The organism is Veillonella sp. oral taxon 158 (assembly GCF_018376515.1).
Classification (GTDB): Bacteria; Bacillota; Negativicutes; order Veillonellales; family Veillonellaceae; genus Veillonella; species Veillonella rogosae.
In genome coordinates, this window is sequence record NZ_JAHABE010000019.1 from 1 (window position 1) to 22,268 (window position 22,268).

The window sequence follows — 22,268 nt, forward strand, 5'->3', positions numbered from 1 at the left end:
TACTTTTGTGATTGCAGCAGTCAAAGTAGTTTTACCATGGTCAACGTGACCGATTGTACCGATGTTAACATGCGGTTTCGTACGTTCAAATTTTTCTTTAGCCATTTTAAATTATCCTCCGAGGAAAATAGTAATTCTATTAATCTAATGTAAGATTAACCGTTTTTCTTTGCTTGAATTTCTTCAGCAATTTTCTTAGGAACTTCTTCGTAATGATCGAACGTCATGGAGTAGTTACCGCGACCTTGAGTTTTAGAACGAAGGTCTGTTGCGTAACCGAACATTTCGCTCAATGGAACATATGCTTTGATATGTTGGTTGCCATTACGAGCTTCCATGCCGTCCATGCGACCACGACGGGAGTTCAAGTCACCGATAACGTCGCCCATGTATTCTTCAGGAACGTCTACTTCTACGGACATGTATGGTTCAAGCAATGCAGGGTCTGCTTTGCGAGCACCTTCTTTAAAGCCCATGGAACCAGCGATTTTGAAGGCCATTTCGTTGGAGTCAACGTCATGGTAGGAGCCGTCAAATACGATAACTTTGATGTCAACCATTGGATAACCAGCGATAACACCGGATTCCATAGCTTCTTTAACACCGTTTTCTACAGGTCCGATGTATTCACGAGGAATCGCACCACCTACGACCTTATTTTCAAATTCGAAGCCAGCGCCTGGTTCTTGTGGAATCAATTCCAACCAGCAGTGACCATATTGACCACGACCACCAGACTGACGTACGAATTTACCTTCAGCTTTGACAGCTTTACGGATAGTTTCGCGATATGCTACTTGAGGTTTACCTACGTTACAATCTACTTTGAACTCACGGTTCATACGGTCAACGATGATATCCAAGTGAAGTTCGCCCATACCGGAGATAATAGTTTGACCTGTTTCTTCATCAGTACGAACTTTGAAAGTAGGATCTTCTTCTGCCAAACGAGCAAGAGCTGTACCCATTTTTTCTTGGTCAGCTTTTGTTTTAGGTTCAACAGCAACGGAGATAACTGGTTCAGGGAATTCCATGGATTCAAGGATTACAGGATTCTTTTCATCACACAATGTGTCGCCTGTAGTAGTATCCTTCAAGCCAACCGCCGCAGCGATGTCACCAGAGTATACGCGTTCAATTTCTTTACGGGAGTTAGCGTGCATTTGAAGAATACGGCCGATACGTTCTTTTTTACCTTTAGTGGAGTTGAAAACGTAAGAACCGGATTCCAATGTACCAGAGTACACACGGAAGAACGCTAATTTACCAACATAAGGGTCAGCCATGATTTTGAATGCCAATGCGGAGAATGGCTCTTCATCGGAAGAAGGACGAGTTGTTTCTTCTTCAGAACCAGGAACAACACCTTTAATAGGTGGGATGTCGATTGGAGCTGGCATGTAATCGATTACAGCGTCCAATAACATTTGTACACCTTTGTTTTTGTAGGAAGAACCACAAAGAACTGGGAACAATTGGTTTGCAATAACTGCTTTACGCAATGCTGCTTTCAATTCTTCAACAGAAATTTCTTCGCCTTCCAAGTATTTCATCATGATATCGTCATCTGTTTCAGCGATAGCATCGATCATCATTTCGCGACGAGCTTCTGCTACTTCTTGATATTCAGCTGGGATTTCAGTGATTTCAAATTCTTTACCGTCATCGGATAAGTAAATTTCCGCTTTCATAGTCATCAAGTCGATGATACCTTTGAAAGTATCTTCAGAACCAATTGGAACTTGAATAGCTACGGAATTTGCACCTAGACGAGCTTTCATCATGTCAACTACGTTGAAGAAGTCAGCACCTACAGTATCCATCTTATTTACATAAGCGATACGAGGTACGCCGTAGTTAGAAGCTTGACGCCATACTGTTTCGGATTGTGGTTCAACGCCGCCTTTAGCACTGAATACCGCAACAGAACCGTCAAGTACACGTAGAGAACGTTCTACCTCTACAGTAAAGTCAACGTGACCAGGAGTATCGATGATGTTGATACGATGTTCTTTCCATTGACAAGTTGTCGCAGCAGAAGTGATTGTGATACCACGTTCTTGTTCTTGCTCCATCCAGTCCATCGTAGCAGCGCCTTCATGTACTTCGCCGATCTTGTGAACGATACCTGTATAGTAGAGGATACGTTCTGTAGTTGTTGTCTTACCAGCATCGATGTGGGCCATGATACCGATATTACGAGTTTTTGCTAAGGAAAACTCTCTTGCCACAGTTGTCACCTCTTATTACCAACGATAATGAGCAAATGCTTTATTAGCTTCTGCCATTTTATGAGTATCTTCTTTTTTCTTGATTGCAGCGCCTGCATTGTTGAAAGCGTCCATCAATTCGCCTGCTAAGCGTTCTTTCATAGTGCGTTCACCACGAAGACGAGCGTAGTTTACAACCCAGCGAATGCCGAGTGTTTGACGGCGATCAGCGCGAACTTCAACTGGAACTTGGTAGTTCGCACCACCGATACGGCGAGCACGTACTTCAAGTACAGGCATAACATTTTTCAATGCTTGATCAAAAACTTCCATTGGGTCTTGACCCATTTTGGAACGAATAATTTCGAATGCATCATATACGATAGTTTCAGCAATGCCTTTTTTGCCATCGTACATAACTTTGTTAATGAAACGTGTTACTAATTTGCTGTTGTACACCGGATCTGGAAGTACATCACGTTTCGGAACAGGGCCTTTTCTTGGCATGTTCAATTCCTCCTTTATACTGATGTGTGTTAGTTTCGTTTAATGGCTAAAATTATTTTTTAGCTTTTTTCGCGCCGTATTTGGAACGACTTTGCATACGATTTTGTACGCCAGCTGTATCCAATGCACCACGAACGATGTGATAACGCACACCTGGAAGGTCTTTTACACGACCGCCTCTGATAAGTACAACACTGTGTTCTTGTAAATTGTGACCAATGCCTGGGATGTAAGCAGTTACTTCAATAGCGTTTGTCAAACGTACACGGGCAACTTTACGAAGCGCGGAGTTTGGTTTCTTTGGAGTAGCTGTGTACACACGAGTACATACACCACGTTTTTGTGGAGATTCTTGAAGCGCTGGAGCTGTAGATTTTTTAGTCAAGCTCATGCGACCTTTGCGTACTAGCTGATTAATTGTTGGCATTTGGGCACCTCCTTTCCAAATTTGAGATTTATAATTGATCCGTCATAACAAAGTGTTACATCGGATATTACCAAGATTAACGTAGGATACCTACCGCTGTGGCCCGCACTTTAATGCGACACGCACGACCAAGGTCATCCATAGTGTGCTTGTCATTCACAGGTATTCCCTGTTCAGCACAAGCATTTCGTATAGGTCCAACTACACTTTCATCACTATCATGTCCAACGAACACATAGCTTACAGTTCCTTTAGCAATGTTTTTCAACGTTTGCTTGGCACCGATTGTTTTGTTCATCGACTTCAGATGGGCAATGTCCATAGTAAAATTCTCCTTACGAAACTATGCTACTTAGGCATACTAGCCCCCGAGCACTATGTAAGTATATCAATTACACTAGCCATTGTCAAACGTTTTTCAAGCGTTAACACCGCTATACAACTGCATTTTATGTGTACACGTTTCCGTGCGTTTCATCTCACCGAATCATATAAATTTATATCTAATTTTTATACAATATTTCATGTTTTCAACTCATTTTTATACATAATATTAATATTATGTCTATTAATCACATTTCATGTATGCATAATTGATATAGTACAAGTATAAGAAACCGAAATTTTTATGTATTTTATTTAAAGTGCAACTATTATAAGTGAATAGTAATTATATATAAAAAGAGCGCACCCTAAGGCACGCTCTTTTTTATACCCCTATAGATTATTCTTCTACAGCTGGTTCTTCAGTAATATCAATAATTTCAGGTGTGTTTTTCACAACCTCAATTTTGCGGTAACGGCTCATGCCAGTACCTGCAGGAATCAATTTACCGATAATTACATTTTCTTTTAAGCCCAATAATGGATCGATTTTACCTTTGATTGCAGCGTCGGTAAGAACACGTGTCGTTTCTTGGAAGGACGCAGCAGACAAGAAGGAATCCGTTGCCAAAGCGGCTTTTGTAATACCCAATAACGTGCGTTTACCTGTAGCAGTTTCACGACCATTAAGAGTAAGACGACGGTTTTCTTCGTCAAAGGTATTAACGTCGACCATATCCCCTGGAAGCATATCTGCATCGCCAGCTGCTTCAATTTTAACTTTATGAAGCATTTGACGTACGATAACTTCGATATGTTTATCGTTAATTTCTACACCTTGAGATTTATATACTTTTTGTACTTCGTATACGAGGTAACGTTGAGTAGCTTCAGTACCCATTACGCGCATAATATCGTGAGGGTTGATAGAACCTTCAGTCAAACGAGCGCCCAAGGATACAACATCACCGTCTTTAACGATGATGCGGGAACCATAAGGGATGAGGTAATCAAGTTCAATACCGTCTTCACCAGTAATGAAGATTGTATTTGTACCTTTTTTACCTTCGTTAGGTACAACGCGAACTGTACCTTCGTTTTCTGCGATAATCGCATTACGTTTTGGTTTACGCGCTTCGAACAATTCTTCGACACGTGGCAAACCTTGTGTAATATCGTCACCTGCGACACCACCTGTATGGAATGTACGCATTGTTAACTGTGTACCAGGTTCACCGATGGATTGGGCTGCAATAATACCTACTGCTTCACCAACTTGAACTTGGTTACCAGTACCTAAATCGCGACCATAACACTTGCGACATACACCATATGGGCTACGGCAAGTCAATACGGAACGGATTTTAACTGTTTCATAGTGTTTTACAACTTCATCAGCCAATGGTTCTGTGATTTCACCGTTAAGAGGAACGATTACTTCACCAGTTTCCTTATTAACTAATTCTTCAGCTGCAATACGACCTACGATACGATCTTTTAACGGCTCAATAACACCAGTACCTTCAACGATTGCTTCCACTTCGATACCGTGGATTTCATTGTTGCGTACTTGTACTTCTTTTACATCGGAGTTAAGAATCGCTTCGATGCCTTCTTCAGTGAGGCGTGTATCAGCAGGGAAGATTTCTACGCCTTCGCTATCAACGATGGCATGTACAGTATCCTTGTTCAACATATTTTGAACCATAGTTTCTTTTAATGTTGCACGGATGCGTTCATCGCTTTCACCAAGAATAATTTTTTGAACCAAATTAGTATGGTTGATATCACTATCAGAACCTAGGTGCGCACCACGCAATGCAACAGATGTTACACCGGATTCTGCGATATCTGCCAAGCATTGTTCGTCTAAGATAGTTTCAGCAGGAACAACAAGCTCGCCTGTTTCTACGTTCACTACATCTTTATCTAGAACACGACCAATGAGTTTGTCTTTCAACAATTCCAAAGCTTGACGCGGAGATGTAGCCAAACGAGCACGTTCACGAACAAGATCGATACCTACAACATCACAATCGTCCTCACGAACGATAACATCTTGAGATACGTCAACAAGACGACGAGTCAAGTAACCGGAGTCAGCTGTACGAAGAGCTGTATCGGCCAAACCTTTACGAGCACCGTGAGAGGAAGTAAAGTAATCCAATACAGTCAAACCTTCTTTAAAATTTGCTTTGATTGGTAAGTCGATGATACGACCAGATGGATCGGCCATCAAACCACGCATACCAGCAAGCTGACGGATCTGTTGTTTGTTACCACGGGCACCAGAGATAGCCATCATGTAAACAGGGTTGAAGCCATCTTTGTCGCGCGCCATATTATCCATCATGGCATCAGTAACATCATCTGTTGCTTTTGTCCATAATTGGATTGTTTTGCGGTAACGTTCTTCTTCTGTAATAAGACCACGACGGTACATACGAGATACTTTTTCTACCTCTTGTTCCGCTGTGTCTAATAAGCCAGTTTTGACTTCTGGTACTTTAATATCAGCAATAGCTACAGTCATACCTGCGCGACGAGCGAAGGAGTAACCTAAGGATTTAATACGGTCCAAAAGTTCTGCAGTTTTTTCATTGCCAAACAATTGGAAGCATTGGTCAACCAATTTACCAACTGTTTTCTTATCCATAACCTTACCTAATGTGTAAGTGCCATCTTCGTTTTGTGCATATTGCCATAATTCAGGGAACAATGCATGGTTGAAGATCAAGCGACCTGCAGTCGTTTCAACACGACCGTAGCCAGGCATACGGATATAGAGAACATCTTGCAAGCCGATGACACCTGCTTCATAAGCAAGCATTACTTCATCATAAGTAGCAAATGTTTTAGCGTTATCTTTAGTATTTTCACGTACTACTGTTAAGTAGTATGTACCCAAGATCATATCCTGAGATGGTACCGCTACTGGTTTACCATCTTTAGTGGACAAGATATTGTGGCTAGAAAGCATCAATGTACGAGCTTCTGCTTGTGCTTCTACGGACAATGGTAAGTGACACGCCATTTGGTCACCGTCAAAGTCGGCGTTGAAGGCTGTACATACTAATGGATGCAATTTGATAGCACGGCCTTCCCAAAGGATTGGTTCGAAGGCTTGGATACCAAGTCTATGCAATGTAGGGGCACGGTTCAAGAGAACTGGATGTTCTTTGATTACCTCTTCCAAGGATTCCCATACGCCAGGGCCAATTCTTTCAACTTGGCGTTTAGCTGCCTTGATGTTGGATGCTTGACCGCGTTCTACCAAACGTTTCATAACGAATGGTTTGAACAATTCCAATGCCATTTCTTTTGGCAACCCACATTGGTGCATTTTAAGTTCAGGACCTACTACGATTACGGAACGACCGGAGTAGTCAACACGTTTACCGAGCAAGTTTTGACGGAAACGACCTTGTTTACCTTTAAGCATATCGGACAAGGATTTTAACGGACGGTTACCAGGACCTGTTACAGGACGACCGCGACGACCATTATCGATCAATGCGTCAACAGCTTCTTGAAGCATACGTTTTTCGTTGCGCACGATAATATCAGGAGCACCTAAGTCTAACAAACGTTTCAAACGATTGTTACGGTTGATAACACGACGGTATAAATCATTGAGGTCAGATGTAGCAAAACGACCACCATCTAATTGAACCATTGGGCGCAATTCAGGTGGGATTACAGGAACGATGTCCATAATCATCCACTCAGGGCGGTTACCAGATTGACGGAATGCTTCTACTACTTCTAAGCGACGAACTGCACGAATTTTACGTTGACCACTAGCAGTGTTCAATTCTTCACGCAATTCAGCATTCAATGCTTCAAGATCAAGTTCTGCTAAGAGAGCTTTTACAGCCTCAGCACCCATGTCGATACATACGAAGAGAACCTCTTCTGCAGCGCCTAATTCATAGCGCTCTTCACGAGTTAATTCTTCATATTCTTTATCTGCTTCTGGGATTGTTGCATCATCGCGAAGAGCTGCATTGTAGCGCTCTTTGCGTTGTGCTTCACGGACAATAGCTAAACGTTCATTGCGTTGAGCTACTGTTTCGATTACGACGGATTTACCACCGATAGTGTAACCGTCTTCATTAAATTGAGCTTCATATTCGCGGTATTCTTGCTCGGACAATAATTGACGTTTTGCCAACGGAGTACCAGCTGGATCTACTACGATGTAGGAAGCAAAGTATAATACGCGTTCCAAGGAACGTGGGGATACGTCAAGGATAAGGCCCATACGGGATGGGATACCTTTGAAGTACCAAATGTGAGATACAGGAGTGGCCAATGCAATATGACCCATACGTTCACGACGTACTTTTGCACGTGTAACCTCTACACCACATTTGTCGCAGACTACGCCTTTATGGCGAATGCGTTTATATTTGCCGCAGTGACATTCCCAGTCTTTTGTTGGTCCAAAAATGCGCTCGCAGAATAGACCATCACGTTCTGGCTTCAACGTACGGTAGTTAATAGTTTCAGGTTTCTTAACTTCCCCATGAGACCAAGCTAAGATCTGCTCTGGAGAGGCTAAACCGATTCGCATGGAATCGAATTCATTTACGTCTAGCACTACTATCGCTCCCTTCCTTATAGATAGTTTTAGTCTTCATCGTTAGAGGAGTCGCCCATTGGGAACGCCAATTGGCTAAGGATATCATCTTCACCACCGTTGTCAGCTGGTGCTTCTTCCTCTACTTCTGGTTCTACTACAGTTACTTCGTCAGTTTCTACTGCACTGCCTTCCATAACTTCTTCAATACCAGTTTCTACCACTTCATCTTCGTCATCAAGTTCTTTCATAACAACTTCTTCTTGATCTTCATTCAAGATTTTTACATCAAGACCAATACTTTGAAGTTCTTTGAGCAATACCTTGAAGGACTCAGGTACACCTGGTTCAGGGATGTTTTCGCCTTTAACGATTTTTTCGTATGCTTTCACACGACCAACAACGTCGTCAGACTTAACAGTTAATAGCTCTTGAAGTGTATAAGCTGCGCCATATGCTTCGAGAGCCCAAACTTCCATTTCCCCGAAACGTTGACCACCGAACTGAGCTTTACCGCCCAATGGTTGTTGTGTAACAAGGGAGTACGGACCTGTGGAACGAGCATGGATTTTGTCGTCAACCAAGTGATGGAGTTTAAGCATGTAAACGTAACCAACAGTTACGTGGTTATCCATAGGTTCACCAGTACGACCATCGTACAATACTGTTTTACCATTTTCAGGACGACCAGCGATTTCTAATGTTTCGAATACGTCTTTTTCGTGTGCACCATCAAATACAGGTGTAGCGATATGAATACCTGCTACATCTGGTGTTGGCATGCCATATTTTTTGAAGTCATAGCCAAGACCTTCCAACTCTTTGCGGATTTCAATGCGTTTTTCTTCAGCAGAGTGAATATTGTTAAGAGTATTCTTAACTTTATTGATTGCTTCTAATTCCTCTACAAGTACAGGATCCATTTCTGGAGCATCCTCTTCAGAGTCAAAGAATTCTACATGAAGTGCATTGTATTTTGCTTCAATAGCTTTAAGTTCTTGGTAACGAGCTTCGCCACCCATAGCATCCAATTTCTTTTGTGCTGCTTTTTCTACATGTTTAAGAATTTTAGTTTTCAAAGTAATGATTTGTTCATTCTCTTTGAAATGGCTTACTGTTACATCTTCTGCAATTTTTGCTTCCAATGCTTCAATTTGAGCATAAAGATCGCGGATTGCATCGATTTGTTCCCAGTAAGATGCATCAGTACGAGCTTCTTTCAACACATTTTTAATGTGAAGGTCTGTAGCCTTGATTTTCATACCTAAGCCTTGAACAGCCCAACCCAAGTGAGTTTCAAGAACCTGACCGATGTTCATACGAGAAGGTACGCCCAATGGGTTCAATACGATTTGTACTGGAGTACCATCCGGAAGGAATGGCATATCTTCTTTTCTCATAACGCGAGAAACGACACCTTTGTTACCATGACGGCCCGCCATTTTATCGCCTTCGTGAATCTTACGTTTTTGAGCGATGTATACGCGAACAAGTTTATTTACACCTGGTTGTAATTCGTCGCCGTTTTCACGAGTGAAGACTTTAACATCTACTACTTTACCAGATTCGCCATGAGGTACGCGCAAGGATGTGTCGCGAACTTCACGTTCTTTGTCCCCAAAGATAGCGCGCAATAAACGTTCCTCTGGAGTAAGTTCAGTTTCGCCTTTTGGTGTAGCTTTACCTACTAGGATATCGCCAGGGTGTACTTCTGCACCAATGCAGATAATACCTTCTTCATCTAAGTTTTTAAGTGTGTCGTCACCAGTATTAGGCAATTCACGAGTAATTTCTTCAGCACCTAATTTAGTGTCGCGCGCATCACATTCGTATTCTTCAATATGAATGGATGTGTAGATATCTTCTTTGCAAAGCTCTTCACTAAGCAAGATAGCATCCTCGTAGTTATAACCTTCCCAAGGCATGAACGCTACAAGAACGTTATAACCTAACGCCAATTCACCGCCATCAGTAGCAGGACCGTCAGCCAATACTTGGCCTTTTACAACATGGTCGCCACGATTAACGATTGGTTTTTGGTTAAAGCATGTGGATTGGTTAGAACGAAGGAATTTATTCAAGCGGTATGTATCAACACGACCATCGCTATCGCGAAGTACGTGGATTTCATTACCCCAGCAACGTACAACTTTACCAGCTTCACGTGCAAGTACGCAAACGCCGGAGTCAGTCGCTGCTGTATATTCCATACCTGTACCAACAAGTGGAGCTTGTGCACGCAAGAGTGGTACCGCCTGACGTTGCATGTTCGCACCCATCAAGGCACGGTTAGCATCGTCATTTTCAAGGAATGGAATCATAGCTGTACCAATGGATACAACTTCTTTTGGACTTACGTCCATATAGTCAACCTTATCAGGTGTAACTTCTAATACGTCATGACCACGACGACAAGCTACATGTTCAGTTGTGAAGTAACCTTCCTCATCAAGTGGAGAGTTCGCTTGGGCAATTGTCATGCCTTCTTCTTCATCTGCTGTCATGTATACTACGCTGTCAGATACGCGTACTTTAACTACTTTATCAGCATCAGCACCTTTGCCATATACTTTTTCTACTTTACGGTAAGGAGCTTCGATGAAACCGAACTCGTTTACTTTCGCGTAGTTGGACAAGGAGTTGATCAAACCGATGTTTGGACCCTCTGGAGTCTCGATTGGACACATACGGCCATAATGAGAATGATGCACGTCACGAACTTCGAAGCCTGCACGCTCACGAGATAAACCGCCAGGACCAAGGGCAGATAAACGACGTTTGTGAGTTAATTCTGCTAATGGGTTTGTTTGGTCCATGAACTGGGACAACTGGGAGGAACCAAAGAATTCTTTGATTGCAGCCACTACAGGACGAATGTTAATCAACGCTTGAGGCGTGATAGATTCGATTTCTTGAATTGTCATACGTTCACGAACAACACGTTCCATACGAGTCAAACCAATACGGAATTGGTTTTGCAACAATTCACCTACGCAACGAAGACGACGGTTACCCAAGTGGTCAATATCATCTGTGTGACCTGCACCATCCATAAGATTGAGCAAGTAAGAGATGTTAGCAATCATGTCTTCGCGAGTTACTGTGCGGTGATCGAATGGCAAGTTGCAGTTGTTACAGATTACTTTAGACTCTACACCATCGTTATTTACGATGTAGAATTCAGCAAAACCTTCGCCATCGAATACATGGCTATTTGCTACGATATCAAGTTGTTCTTCCCCAACTTGTACGCCTGCATCAAGGATTACTTCGCCAGTTTCAGGATCTACGATAGGTTGAGCCAATGTGTGACCTAACATACGTTGACGCCAACCAAGTTTTTTGTTCAATTTATAACGACCAACGCGCGCCAAGTCATAACGGCGTGCATCGAAGAACAAGTTATCGAACAAGTTACGAGCAGACTCTACTGTTGGAGGCTCGCCTGGACGCAATTTTTTATAGATTTCAACTAATGCTTCATCAGCGGATTGAGTTGTATCTTTTTCTAATGTGCGAACGATGCGCTCATCATAAATTGGCAAACCATCTTCATCAGTTTTACCGTTCCAGAAGAGGTCAAGGATGCTTTCATTAGTATCCCAACCTAATGCACGTACCAATACTGTAGCTGGTAACTTACGGTTACGGTCAATACGAACCGCTACGATTTCACTCGCATCTGTTTCAAGCTCGATCCATGCGCCACGGTTAGGAATCACTGTGGAATCGTATAAACGGTTACCCATTGTATCGATTTCTTTATTATAGTAAACGCCTGGAGAACGTACCAATTGGGATACGATAACCCGTTCTGCACCATTGATGATGAAAGTACCTGTATCAGTCATCAATGGGAAGTCGCCCATGAATACTTCTTGTTCTTTAATGTCCATGTTTTCTGGATCATTATTTACCAAGCGAATATTTACACGAAGTGGTGCTGCGTATGTAGCATCACGGTTTTTACATTCATTAATATCATACTTAGGCTCACCTAAGCTGAAACCTTCAAAAGAAAGTACTAAATTACCTGAATTGTCTTTAATCGGAGAAATATCGTTGAAAATATTTTGTAAACCACTCTCCAAGAACCATTCATACGATTTACGTTGAATGTCCAATAAATGCGGCATTTTAATAACTTCGTTAATTTTTGCATATGTATAACGAGTTCGTTTGCCTACCTGTTCAGGTTTGAACATATTTGCTTTCACCCCTATCAAACACACTGGTCTACCATTTTCTATAACGGCATGAAAAAGACATCTTTCAGGTCTCAGTTTTCCTGCTCGGGCAACGTCAAATAAAGCAAGGTCCATTTCATTTTTTAAAATAACCTTGCTTCCCATTAACCAAGCACAACCTTGGAAGAAAACCTCATCACTATTAAAGTTATAGTTTTTACATCCAAAAGCAGAAAACGCTACTTTTGCAATATATAATTTTATCAGTAATAAAAAAGACTGTCAACCAAAAGGGTTGACAGTCTTTCATTTTCATGCTTTGTTCATCTATTAACAAAGGGTAATGTATTAGTTACCTTTTTGTTTTAACAATTTTGCACCAGCAATACCAGGGCGAGTCATTTCTTTAGGAGAAAGAATATGATTGATTTCATCTTCAGTCAATAAACCTTGATCTAAGATGATATCGCGGATAGCACGACCTGTTTCATATGCTTCTTTAGCCAATGCAGATGCAGTTTCGTAACCAAGGTGTGGTAACAATGCTGTTACGATACCTACGGAACGGTTCAACCAGTATTCGCATTGTTCGCGGTCCACTTCAAGATCTACGAGCAATTTATCAACGAATGTATTTACACCGTTTTTGAGGTAGCAAAGGTTATTGAACAAGTTGTACGCCAATACAGGTTCCATTACGTTCAATTCAAATTGACCATTTTCTACAGCCAATGTAATAGTAGTATCATTACCGATAACTTGGTAACATACTTGGTTCAATACTTCGGCGATAACAGGGTTAACTTTACCAGGCATGATGGAAGAACCAGGTTGGCGTGCAGGTAATTTTAATTCCCCAATACCACAACGAGGGCCAGATGCCATCAAGCGGAAGTCATTCGCCATTTTAATCAATACAAGTGCAGTTACTTTCAAACCACTGGAGATATCTGCAAATACGTCTGTATTGTTTGTAGCGTCGATCAAGTTTTCCGCAGTGTAGAATGGTTCACCTACTACTTCGCTAAGTTCATAAGCTACATCATGAATGTAGTTAGGTTCAGCATTAAGACCTGTACCAACTGCAGTGGCACCCATGTTGATTACATGTGCACCTTCAACGGCAGATTTAATACGTTTAATACCACGGCGAATACCAGATGCATAAGCACCCATTTCTTGGCCCAATGTAATTGGCACCGCATCTTGTAAATGAGTACGACCCATTTTCAAGATTTCGCTGTATTCTTCAGCCTTTTTCTCGAGCTCATCAACGAGGCGTTGCAATGCGTCAAGTAAAGGTTTGGATTTAATAATAGCACATACTTTAATTGCTGTAGGGAACGCATCGTTTGTGGATTGCGCCATGTTACAGTGGTTGTTAGGGCTTACGATATCGTAGCTACCTTTTGGATGACCTAAAATTTCACAAGCGCGGTTAGCCAATACTTCGTTCATGTTCATGTTTACAGAAGTACCTGCACCACCTTGAATTGGGTCAACTGGGAATTGATCGGCAAATTGACCTTCAATTACTTCGTCCGCAGCTTGAACAATTGCTTTACCAATAGATACATTGAGACGACCAGTTTTCATATTAGCCAAAGCAGATGCTTTTTTAACCATCGCCAAAGCTTTAATAAAGTCTTGGTCTAAATGTTTTCCTGTAATATGGAAGTTTTCTAAGGCACGAATAGTTTGTACGCCATAATATAGCTCATCAGCTACTTCTAACTCACCTAGGAAATCATGTTCTTTTCTCATATTAGATCCTCTTTCCACTATTTCATATATTTAATGACATTTTGATGAAATAATTTTATCTTATGCGCTCATTATAGCATGTATCTTGTATACATAAAAGTCATTTCATGTATCCTGAACAAACAATATTCTATACAATATTTATTTCGGTAATTAAATATACTATATCAAGACAGGTTTTGAATATAACTACCCCTATAGTACAATAGTATAAACTATGTAAGTAAGGAGTATTGACTATGAATTATCACGCTCTGCGTATAAGCGCTTTATTTTTATTGACCATCCTGAGTTATGGTTTCTACAACGCCTATTTGCCTATCACCGATCCAGTCGAATCAAACTATGTACTCTCTGCCATTACCATGCTAAAACACAACTCCTGGATATCGCCTATGATATATGACCAAGTGTGGTATGACAAACCACCTCTCACCTATTGGGCCCTTATGATAACATACAAACTATTCGGCATATCTGACTTTACATCGCGGATACCGAATACACTCGTGGCGGGAGCTAGTGTGGCCTTTATGTATCACATTGTCTACCGCATGTCTAAGAATGTCTCTATCAGTGTACTTTGTGCCATTCTATTAATGAGTACACTACAGTTTTGGTATATATCACATGCCGTTATAACCGATGGCTTCCTATTCCTTTTCACCTTAGCCATATTTGGATATAGCTATTTAGCTTTTCACAATAATGACAAGGCATCAATAATAAAAGCCTACATTGCTGCTGCCTTAGCCGTAATCACAAAAGGGCCTGTAGGAATTCTCTTACCAGGACTCATATTAGTCATTTACGTATGCGCACGCTATGTAGTACATAGGAACGATGAAAACTACGAGCTTTCAAAAGATGTTAAGCTACTATTTAATCCTTTAGGTCTATTGGCCTTTATATGTATAGCTGGTCCTTGGTATATTGCTATGTATTCAATACATGGTGAACAGTTTATTTCTGGATTCTTGGGCCTACACAATGTAGATCGAGCCCTCGTGTCTGAACATCCTAAATTTAATGTATGGTATTATTATCTCTTGATTGTACCGCTTTCACTATTACCTTGGACACCGGTAATATGTTATCAATTAAAAAGCATCAACTGGAAAGACGATTTTGATTTATTCGGTATCATATGGTTTGTAGTTATAGTTCTATTCTACTCATTAGTAGCTACGAAATATATAACCTATACGCTACCTGCTATTATTCCATGTATACTATGGGCAGCAGTTAAAATAGGTGAGTTAATTACGGATAAAGAGACTGGTGAATTCACCACATCACTAAAAAGATTTAATTATTGGGTTACTTTGCCATTAGGTATTTATTATATAATTTTCACGTTTGCTACAGCCTTTGATAAAACCCTTGATAGCATACCATTAGTGGTAGGTTCCTTTATCATAGTATGTACAATTTATATTGGCGGTCAATACATAACATCGTCTTTTAGACTTGCCATATATGCTATTGTTCCATTACTTACGTTATACTCTGCTATTACTATTACAGTACCACCAGTATTATTTAGTCAATCTGGATTACAGTTCAAAACTTACATTGAGGATACATCAAAACCAATATATGTATATGGTAGTTACTATACTTCTATCGTATATTATATGGATACAACACCTACTCAAATTTTTGTAGATACAACTGATGATCCTAGATGGACTGAAGGTAAAGCGTTAATGCCTACCATAACAAAAGATTCTTTTTTACAACGAAGAAATCAGAACCATGGCGCTTATGTAATAGTACCAAATAAATATGATAAAGACTTTACGAATACCTTCCCTTATCCAAAAGCAAAGTTAGTTAATAAGACTAAAATTGCCTCTATATATAAACTTCAATAAATTTAACTCGTCTATACCAACTCTTAATGTTTGATACTACATTAAGAGAAACGTATAGATGGGCTTTTTTAGCAAACAAAAAAGGCGTACCCAAGGGTACGCCTTTTAATATGGCTAGAATTATTTCAATTCTACAGTTGCGCCAGCTTCTTCCAATTGAGCTTTCAAAGCTTCAGCTGCTTCAGTAGCTACGCCTTCTTTTACAGGTGCAGGAGCGCCGTCAACGATAGCTTTAGCTTCTTTCAAGCCAAGACCAGTTGCTTCACGAACAACTTTGATTACGTTGATTTTGGATGCGCCAGCATCTTTCAAGATTACGTCGAAGGAATCTTTAGCTGCGCCAGCACCAGCGTCGCCAGCTGCTGCTACAGCTACAGGAGCTGCTGCAGTTACGCCAAATTCTTCTTCAATTGCTTTTACAAGATCATTAAGTTCAAGAATAGTTGCTTCTTTTAATTCAGCAACGATGTTTTCAATGTTCAATGCCATTTTAAGTATCCTCCATAAATTAGTTTATAGTGCCAGCCTCATGCGGCCGACGAATAATTCTTTGTAATTATTATTCTGCAGGTTTTGCTTCTGCAACAGCTTTGACAGCGTATGCAACGTTGCGAACAGGAGCTTGCAATACGGAAAGCAACATGGAAAGCATACCTTCGCGGTTTGGAAGATTTGCAATTGCTTTGATGCCAGCAGCGTCCATAACTTCGCCTTCAACGATACCAGCTTTAACTGTAACAACTTCTTTATCAGTTGTTTTGATGAATTGTTCGATTACACGAGCAGGTGCAACAGCATCCTCTTTAGAAGTAGCCAATGCAGTTGGACCTTCTAAGTGCTCAGAGAAACCTTCAAGATTCAATTCGTTTGCAGCGATACGAGTCAAAGTATTTTTGATTACTTTGTATTCAACACCTTCAGCCAACATTTTGCGACGAAGTTCAGTTGCTTGAGCAACAGTCAAACCAGAGTAACCAATCAATACAGCACCTTTTGCTTCAGAAAGAGTTTCTTTCATTTGAGCAACAATTGCTTTTTTTGATTCAGTGACAGCCATTAGATTACCTCCTTATAGATTTTTTGGTGCTCTATGTACTATCTTAGCGTAAAAAACGACCCCATCGCACGCGATGAGGTCGAACTAGTACTAGGTTGTTCTAGTGTCAGCCTCAGCGGGCGGATTTTCATCCATTATACATACCAGCCGTCTACAGCTAAGAGACATATTTGATTATTGCTCTTTTGTAACGTTGCTCAATTTGAACACGTTCAAAGGCACACCAGGGCCCATTGTAGCGGACAAGGTTACAGATTTAATGTATTGACCTTTAGCTGCTACAGGTTTAGCCTTGATAATAGTATCAACGATTGTACGGTAGTTGTCAAGTAATTTTTCATCATCGAAAGACGCTTTACCGATGGAGCAAGAGATAATACCTGCTTTATCAGTACGGTATTCGATTTTACCAGCTTTGATTTCGTTTACTGCACGAGCAACGTCTGGAGTTACTGTACCAACTTTAGGGTTTGGCATCAAGCCTTTAGGACCCAAGATTTTACCAAGACGGCCAACTTGACCCATCATGTCTGGTGTAGCAACTACTACGTCGAAGTCGCTCCAACCACCTTGGATTTTAGCTACTAACTCTTCAGAACCTACGAAATCTGCACCAGCTTCTTCAGCTGCTTTAATATTGTCGCCTTTTGCGAATACAAGAACGCGTTTAGTTTTGCCAGTACCATGAGGCAATACTACTGCACCACGAACTTGTTGATCAGCGTATTTAGGGTCGACATTCAAGTTGAAAGCGATTTCAACTGTTTCATCGAAATTTGCAGTTGCAGTTTTCTTAACCAACTCAATTGCTTCTACTGGTTCGTAGAATTTACCAGCTTCAATAAGTTTTACTGCTTCAGCGTATTTCTTACCTACTTTTGCCATTATAATATCCTCCTTATGTGGTCAAACGGGAATTCCCTCCCACCGATTTGCGCCTTATGCGCAAGTCGTACGCTTATTAGTCAACGATTTCAATGCCCATGCTGCGAGCAGTACCTTCTACCATGCGCATACCTTGTTCTACGGTATTAGCATTCAAGTCAGGCATTTTCAATTCAGCAATTTCACGAACTTTATCGCGACCTACTTTTGCTACTTTATCACGGTTAGGTACACCAGAACCTTTTGGAATACCTGCAGCTTTTTTCAACAATACTGCAGCTGGTGGAGTCTTAGTGATGAAGTCGAAGCTACGATCTTCATATACGTTAATAACTACTGGGATAATTAAGCCAGCTTGTTTAGCAGTACGTTCGTTGAATTCTTTTGTGAAAGCAACGATGTTAACACCTGCTTGACCTAGTGCAGGACCAACTGGTGGTGCTGGAGTAGCTTTAGCGGCTTCAATTTGTAGTTTTACTTGTTTAACTAATTTCTTAGCCATGGGTAATTAAACCTCCTATGCTTATACTGTGGTGGTAACGGATATACATCCTCCCACTGGCAACCAAAATCGATTGCTCTTTTTAGAGTTATATTTATATATTAAAGAGCTTTCTCAATTTGAGAGAACTCTACCTCTACCTCGGTATCTCGGTTGAACATTTCTACGTTAAGTTTCAATGTTCCTTTTTCAGGGTTAAGTTCGGTAATAACACCTAGTTTATCTTCAAAGGCCCCGGACGTAATGCGTACCGTTTCACCAACTTCGACATCGACGTTGATGGTTGGTTTCTTATCCAAGCCCTGAGACTTAAGTATATGTTCTACTTCGGAATCAGAAAGTGGAACTGGTTTAGTGGCAGAACCAACGAAACCTGTTACACCTGGCGTGTTGCGCACAACATACCAAGAGCGGTCGTTAACTTCCATTTCAACCAATACGTACCCAGGAAATATCTTACGTTTTACTACTTTTTTAACCCCATCTTTTTCATCTATTTCGTCCTCAAGAGGTACCAAAATACGGCTAATCACATCTTGTAGGCCCATAGATTGAACTTTAAGTTCAAGAGTGGTTTTAACTTTATTTTCGTAGCCTGAATAGGTATGAATTACATACCACTTCTTATCTGCTTCCATGTAATGGCCCCCTTATCCAACAAAGTGCAACAACGTATTAAAAAGTTGGGCGAAGAGTCCATCAAGCACAGCAATAACCAAAGCGATGAAAATAGTCACTAAGAATACTACTATTGTGTAATTGATAAGCTCTTTTTTTGTTGGCCAGACTACTTTTTTTAGTTCAGCTTTCACACCGCGGAAGAATTTTCCAAATCCACCACGCTGCTGCACTGCTGAGTTAGACTTTGCCATTTTTTTCACATCCTCAAATCAACAGGTAATGAATGATAAGAATTATTTTGTTTCACGGTGTAATGTATGTTTACCGCAGAATTTGCAATATTTCATCATTTCAATACGATCAGGATTGTTCTTTTTGTTCTTGTTCGTTTGATAGTTACGTTGTTTGCAATCTGTGCAAGCTAAAGTAATGGCATTACGCATCCGGATACACCTCGCTTTATATTTACTAAATCTGTCTCTTGTACTCGAAAACGCTCGACTACATACTAAAAAACTATATCATACGTAGCAAGCGATGTCAAGAATTTAAGCAACTCAAAAAAGCCAGGCACATGTACCTGACAGGGATAGTATAACAAAAAATGGCGTCCCTTGTCTATAAAGGAACGCCATTAATATGGTACTAAATCATCGCATATTTTTCATACATTTTATGCCGTTTACTCATACAGGTAAATAGAATTAATAATATGATTTAATACCCTTTAAATCATCTATTTACAGATTAAGAAGTAATCCATTTATAGATTAAGATTTCTTCGCAAATAGAACTTTTACAATTTGCCAGAAGAATGCTACAGCACCAACAATTAGTATCGTATCACCGATGAGACGAGCCCACCGCAAATTTTGTAACAATGGTTGTTGCATAAATTCTTCACTGCGCGCAAACCATAAGCCATTTGTGATACTAGCCCAGGATTGAATAAGACCGATTGGCAATAAGCTAATAAGCACCATTAATGCAAGCCCTATATTGAGAGCCCAGAAACCGAACTTCATTAGCTTATCGTTAAATTCTACTTCAGGTCGGATATAGCGAGCAATAAGGAATACAAATCCTAGACTTAAGAAACCATACACACCAAACAATGCTGTGTGGGCATGTACTGCAGTTGTATTAAGACCTTGGATGTAGAACAAGGATACAGGCATGTTGATCAAGAACCCGAATACCCCTGCCCCCACTAGATTCCAGAAGGACACGGCAATAAAACAATACACAGGCCATTTTAGACGATGCATCCAAGGAGCACTATGAAGACGTGTATAGTTTTCAAAAGCTTCATAACCTAAGAGTACAAGTGGTACTACTTCTAACGCAGAGAAGGATGCGCCTGTTGCCACGATAGTGGATGTAACACCTGTGAAGTATAGATGATGGAATGTACCAGGGATACCACCTATGAGATAAATAGCCCCAGAAGAGATGGCCGCAACTGTACCAGCACGATACGATACAAGCCCTAATGTAACAAAGATAAATGCCATTAATGTAGTGGAGAATACTTCGAAGAAGCCTTCAACCCAAAGATGGATTACCCACCAACGCCAATACTCCATAATCGCCAAATGGCTATGTTCACCATAGAATAACCCTGGACCATAGAAGATACCTACCATGATGACGGAGAATATGAAGGCTGCAATGAGGTTTTTATCCCCTTTTTGCTTGAAGGCACCAATAATGCTACGTATCATGAGTACAAGCCAGAATAAAATACCAATGTATTCAATCCACTGCCAAATACGACCCAACTCGATATATTCGTAACCTTGGTGTCCGAGAAGGAAATTCCACGCTGCTGGAATTTGATGTGCTACGCCTAAATATGTACCAGCGAAGGAACCTACTACAAGAACTACAAGAGCCCAGAATAAGATGTCCACCCCAAGCTTTTGATATTTAGGATCTTTACCACCATTAATGATTGGTGCCAAGAATAGACCAGCACTCAAGAATGCCATAGCAATCCAGAATAAAGATGCCTGAATATGCCATGTACGCGCAATAGAATAAGGGAAATATTGCGCTAATGGAATACCATAGAACGCTTGACCTTCTACAGTATAGTGGGCAATAATCCCACCCATTCCCAATTGGAATAAGAACAATGCTAGGATTGTAAACAAATATTTACCTAATGCACGTTGAGATGGCGTTAACGTGATCTTGCTAATTGGATCTTCTGTTGGCGGAACCAATGCATGATCATCATCCTTTTTACCAAAGGCCCATAACCATACAACTACACCAATGCCACATAATAAGATAATAACACTCACAACAGACCATGCGATACTTTCAGGTGTAGGGTTATGATCCAACAAAGGTTCATGTGGCCAGTTGTTTGTATACGTTGCATCTGTACCAGGACGTTGCGTAGATGCCATCCAAGTAGTCCAGAAGAAGAAGCGTGCCATATCAATGCGATCTTGTAACTTAGGTAATGTATTATCCTTCATCGCAAAATGATCACGAGTCAATGTTAAATCAGGATTATCTCCGTACAACTCAACCAAATAACGACCAGTTAAATTCATTGCCGTAATTCGTTCTGGAGATAAGACAACAGTTCCATCTTCACGGACTGCACTACCTAAATACTCTTTTTTCACAACTTCTTTAATAGCTGCTTGTTGTGCAGGTACCAATTGGTCATAAAGAACCCCAAAAGCCTCTTGAGATTTAATATCCAACATCACGGATACTTCTTTATGTAACCAATCTGCTGTCCAGTCAGGCGCTTGATATGCGCCATGACCTAAAACGGTCCCTACCGATTGACCACCAGTAGATTGCCATGCCGATTGACCATGTAAAATATCTTCCTTAGTGAACAAGACCTGTCCATCTTGAGATACATACGCAGTCGGCACTGGCGGTGCTTGATGATACACATCAGTACCTAGATAACCAAGAATAGAAAAACCAATAATAAGAACGGCTACTACGGCTATCCAATACTTTTTGTATTCACCCATCATATTACCTCCTTTTCTATAAAAAACACAAAAGGAGAGCCTTTGCTCTCCTTGAGATTATAGTAACACTATTAGTAGAATGATTCTGTATCTTTGGTTACATATACAATAAACAATATATAAATTAATACAAAAATAGGACCCCAATTGGGGTCCTATTTACTACAAAGATTATGAATTAACCTTCGATTGCTGTTACTACGCCAGCGCCTACTGTGTGGCCACCTTCGCGAATCGCGAAACGAAGACCTTCTTCAATAGCGATTGGTGTAATCAATTCGATGTTCATTGTTACGTTATCGCCAGGCATACACATT

At 40.7% G+C, this 22,268-nt stretch carries 17 protein-coding genes and 1 pseudogene; 1 reads left to right on the forward strand and 17 read right to left on the reverse strand.

Annotated elements, in window-relative coordinates; genetic code table 11:
- The 8 genes from KH364_RS08920 to KH364_RS08955 all read right to left on the reverse strand — a co-directional run.
- A partial coding sequence (locus KH364_RS08920) for a GTP-binding protein (RefSeq protein ID WP_227041794.1) occupies window positions 1–105 on the reverse strand: 105 nt, incomplete at its 3' end.
- Between the two features lie 50 nt (window positions 106–155).
- A complete protein-coding gene (fusA, locus tag KH364_RS08925) occupies window positions 156–2,231 on the reverse strand; it encodes an elongation factor G (protein ID WP_273299376.1) in 2,076 nt (691 codons plus the stop codon).
- Window positions 2,232–2,246: 15 nt separating this feature from the next.
- Window positions 2,247–2,717, reverse strand: coding sequence for a 30S ribosomal protein S7 (gene rpsG / locus KH364_RS08930; protein ID WP_004693556.1), 471 nt, complete (start codon window positions 2,715–2,717; stop codon window positions 2,247–2,249).
- A gap of 52 nt (window positions 2,718–2,769) precedes the next feature.
- Complete coding sequence (gene rpsL / locus KH364_RS08935) at window positions 2,770–3,144, reverse strand: 30S ribosomal protein S12 (protein ID WP_004693554.1); 375 nt, start codon at window positions 3,142–3,144, stop codon at window positions 2,770–2,772.
- Between the two features lie 76 nt (window positions 3,145–3,220).
- Window positions 3,221–3,466 carry a ribosomal L7Ae/L30e/S12e/Gadd45 family protein gene (locus KH364_RS08940; protein WP_273299377.1) on the reverse strand — a complete coding sequence of 82 codons (246 nt, stop codon included), beginning with the start codon at window positions 3,464–3,466 and terminating at the stop codon, window positions 3,221–3,223.
- 402 nt (window positions 3,467–3,868) lie between these two features.
- Window positions 3,869–8,071 carry a DNA-directed RNA polymerase subunit beta' gene (gene rpoC / locus KH364_RS08945; RefSeq protein WP_273299378.1) on the reverse strand — a complete coding sequence of 1,401 codons (4,203 nt, stop codon included), beginning with the start codon at window positions 8,069–8,071 and terminating at the stop codon, window positions 3,869–3,871.
- Window positions 8,072–8,100: 29 nt separating this feature from the next.
- Window positions 8,101–12,255: a DNA-directed RNA polymerase subunit beta gene (gene rpoB / locus KH364_RS08950; RefSeq protein WP_265139120.1), complete on the reverse strand. Its 4,155-nt coding sequence runs from the start codon at window positions 12,253–12,255 to the stop codon at window positions 8,101–8,103.
- 330 nt (window positions 12,256–12,585) lie between these two features.
- A complete protein-coding gene (locus KH364_RS08955) occupies window positions 12,586–14,001 on the reverse strand; it encodes an aspartate ammonia-lyase (RefSeq protein ID WP_043005780.1) in 1,416 nt (471 codons plus the stop codon).
- A 239-nt stretch (window positions 14,002–14,240) separates the two neighbouring features.
- Here KH364_RS08955 and KH364_RS08960 point away from each other — a divergent pair, with 239 nt between their 5' ends.
- Complete coding sequence (locus tag KH364_RS08960; protein ID WP_273299379.1) at window positions 14,241–15,878, forward strand: glycosyltransferase family 39 protein; 1,638 nt, start codon at window positions 14,241–14,243, stop codon at window positions 15,876–15,878.
- A 120-nt stretch (window positions 15,879–15,998) separates the two neighbouring features.
- On the opposite strand, the gene rplL is transcribed toward KH364_RS08960, so the two are convergent.
- The 9 genes and pseudogenes from rplL to tuf form a co-directional block, all read right to left on the reverse strand.
- Window positions 15,999–16,361: a 50S ribosomal protein L7/L12 gene (gene rplL, locus KH364_RS08965; RefSeq protein ID WP_320409194.1), complete on the reverse strand. Its 363-nt coding sequence runs from the start codon at window positions 16,359–16,361 to the stop codon at window positions 15,999–16,001.
- A 76-nt stretch (window positions 16,362–16,437) separates the two neighbouring features.
- The gene (rplJ, locus tag KH364_RS08970; RefSeq protein ID WP_009351171.1) at window positions 16,438–16,935 is read right to left on the reverse strand and encodes a 50S ribosomal protein L10; all 498 of its coding nucleotides are present in this window, start codon (window positions 16,933–16,935) and stop codon (window positions 16,438–16,440) included.
- A gap of 174 nt (window positions 16,936–17,109) precedes the next feature.
- Window positions 17,110–17,820, reverse strand: coding sequence for a 50S ribosomal protein L1 (gene rplA, locus KH364_RS08975; RefSeq protein ID WP_005377180.1), 711 nt, complete (start codon window positions 17,818–17,820; stop codon window positions 17,110–17,112).
- Between the two features lie 76 nt (window positions 17,821–17,896).
- The gene (rplK, locus tag KH364_RS08980; RefSeq protein ID WP_004693535.1) at window positions 17,897–18,322 is read right to left on the reverse strand and encodes a 50S ribosomal protein L11; all 426 of its coding nucleotides are present in this window, start codon (window positions 18,320–18,322) and stop codon (window positions 17,897–17,899) included.
- A gap of 101 nt (window positions 18,323–18,423) precedes the next feature.
- The gene (gene nusG / locus KH364_RS08985) at window positions 18,424–18,960 is read right to left on the reverse strand and encodes a transcription termination/antitermination protein NusG (protein WP_009351135.1); all 537 of its coding nucleotides are present in this window, start codon (window positions 18,958–18,960) and stop codon (window positions 18,424–18,426) included.
- Window positions 18,961–18,972: 12 nt separating this feature from the next.
- Window positions 18,973–19,194, reverse strand: a complete 222-nt coding sequence (gene secE / locus KH364_RS08990; RefSeq protein ID WP_009351089.1) for a preprotein translocase subunit SecE — start codon at window positions 19,192–19,194, stop codon at window positions 18,973–18,975.
- A gap of 42 nt (window positions 19,195–19,236) precedes the next feature.
- Window positions 19,237–19,386 carry a 50S ribosomal protein L33 gene (rpmG, locus tag KH364_RS08995; protein WP_004693530.1) on the reverse strand — a complete coding sequence of 50 codons (150 nt, stop codon included), beginning with the start codon at window positions 19,384–19,386 and terminating at the stop codon, window positions 19,237–19,239.
- A 327-nt stretch (window positions 19,387–19,713) separates the two neighbouring features.
- On the reverse strand, window positions 19,714–21,954 hold the full coding sequence (locus KH364_RS09000; RefSeq protein ID WP_273299380.1) for a nitric-oxide reductase large subunit: 2,241 nt from the start codon (window positions 21,952–21,954) through the stop codon (window positions 19,714–19,716).
- 175 nt (window positions 21,955–22,129) lie between these two features.
- Window positions 22,130–22,268: pseudogene (tuf, locus tag KH364_RS09005) on the reverse strand (elongation factor Tu); the annotation flags it as partial.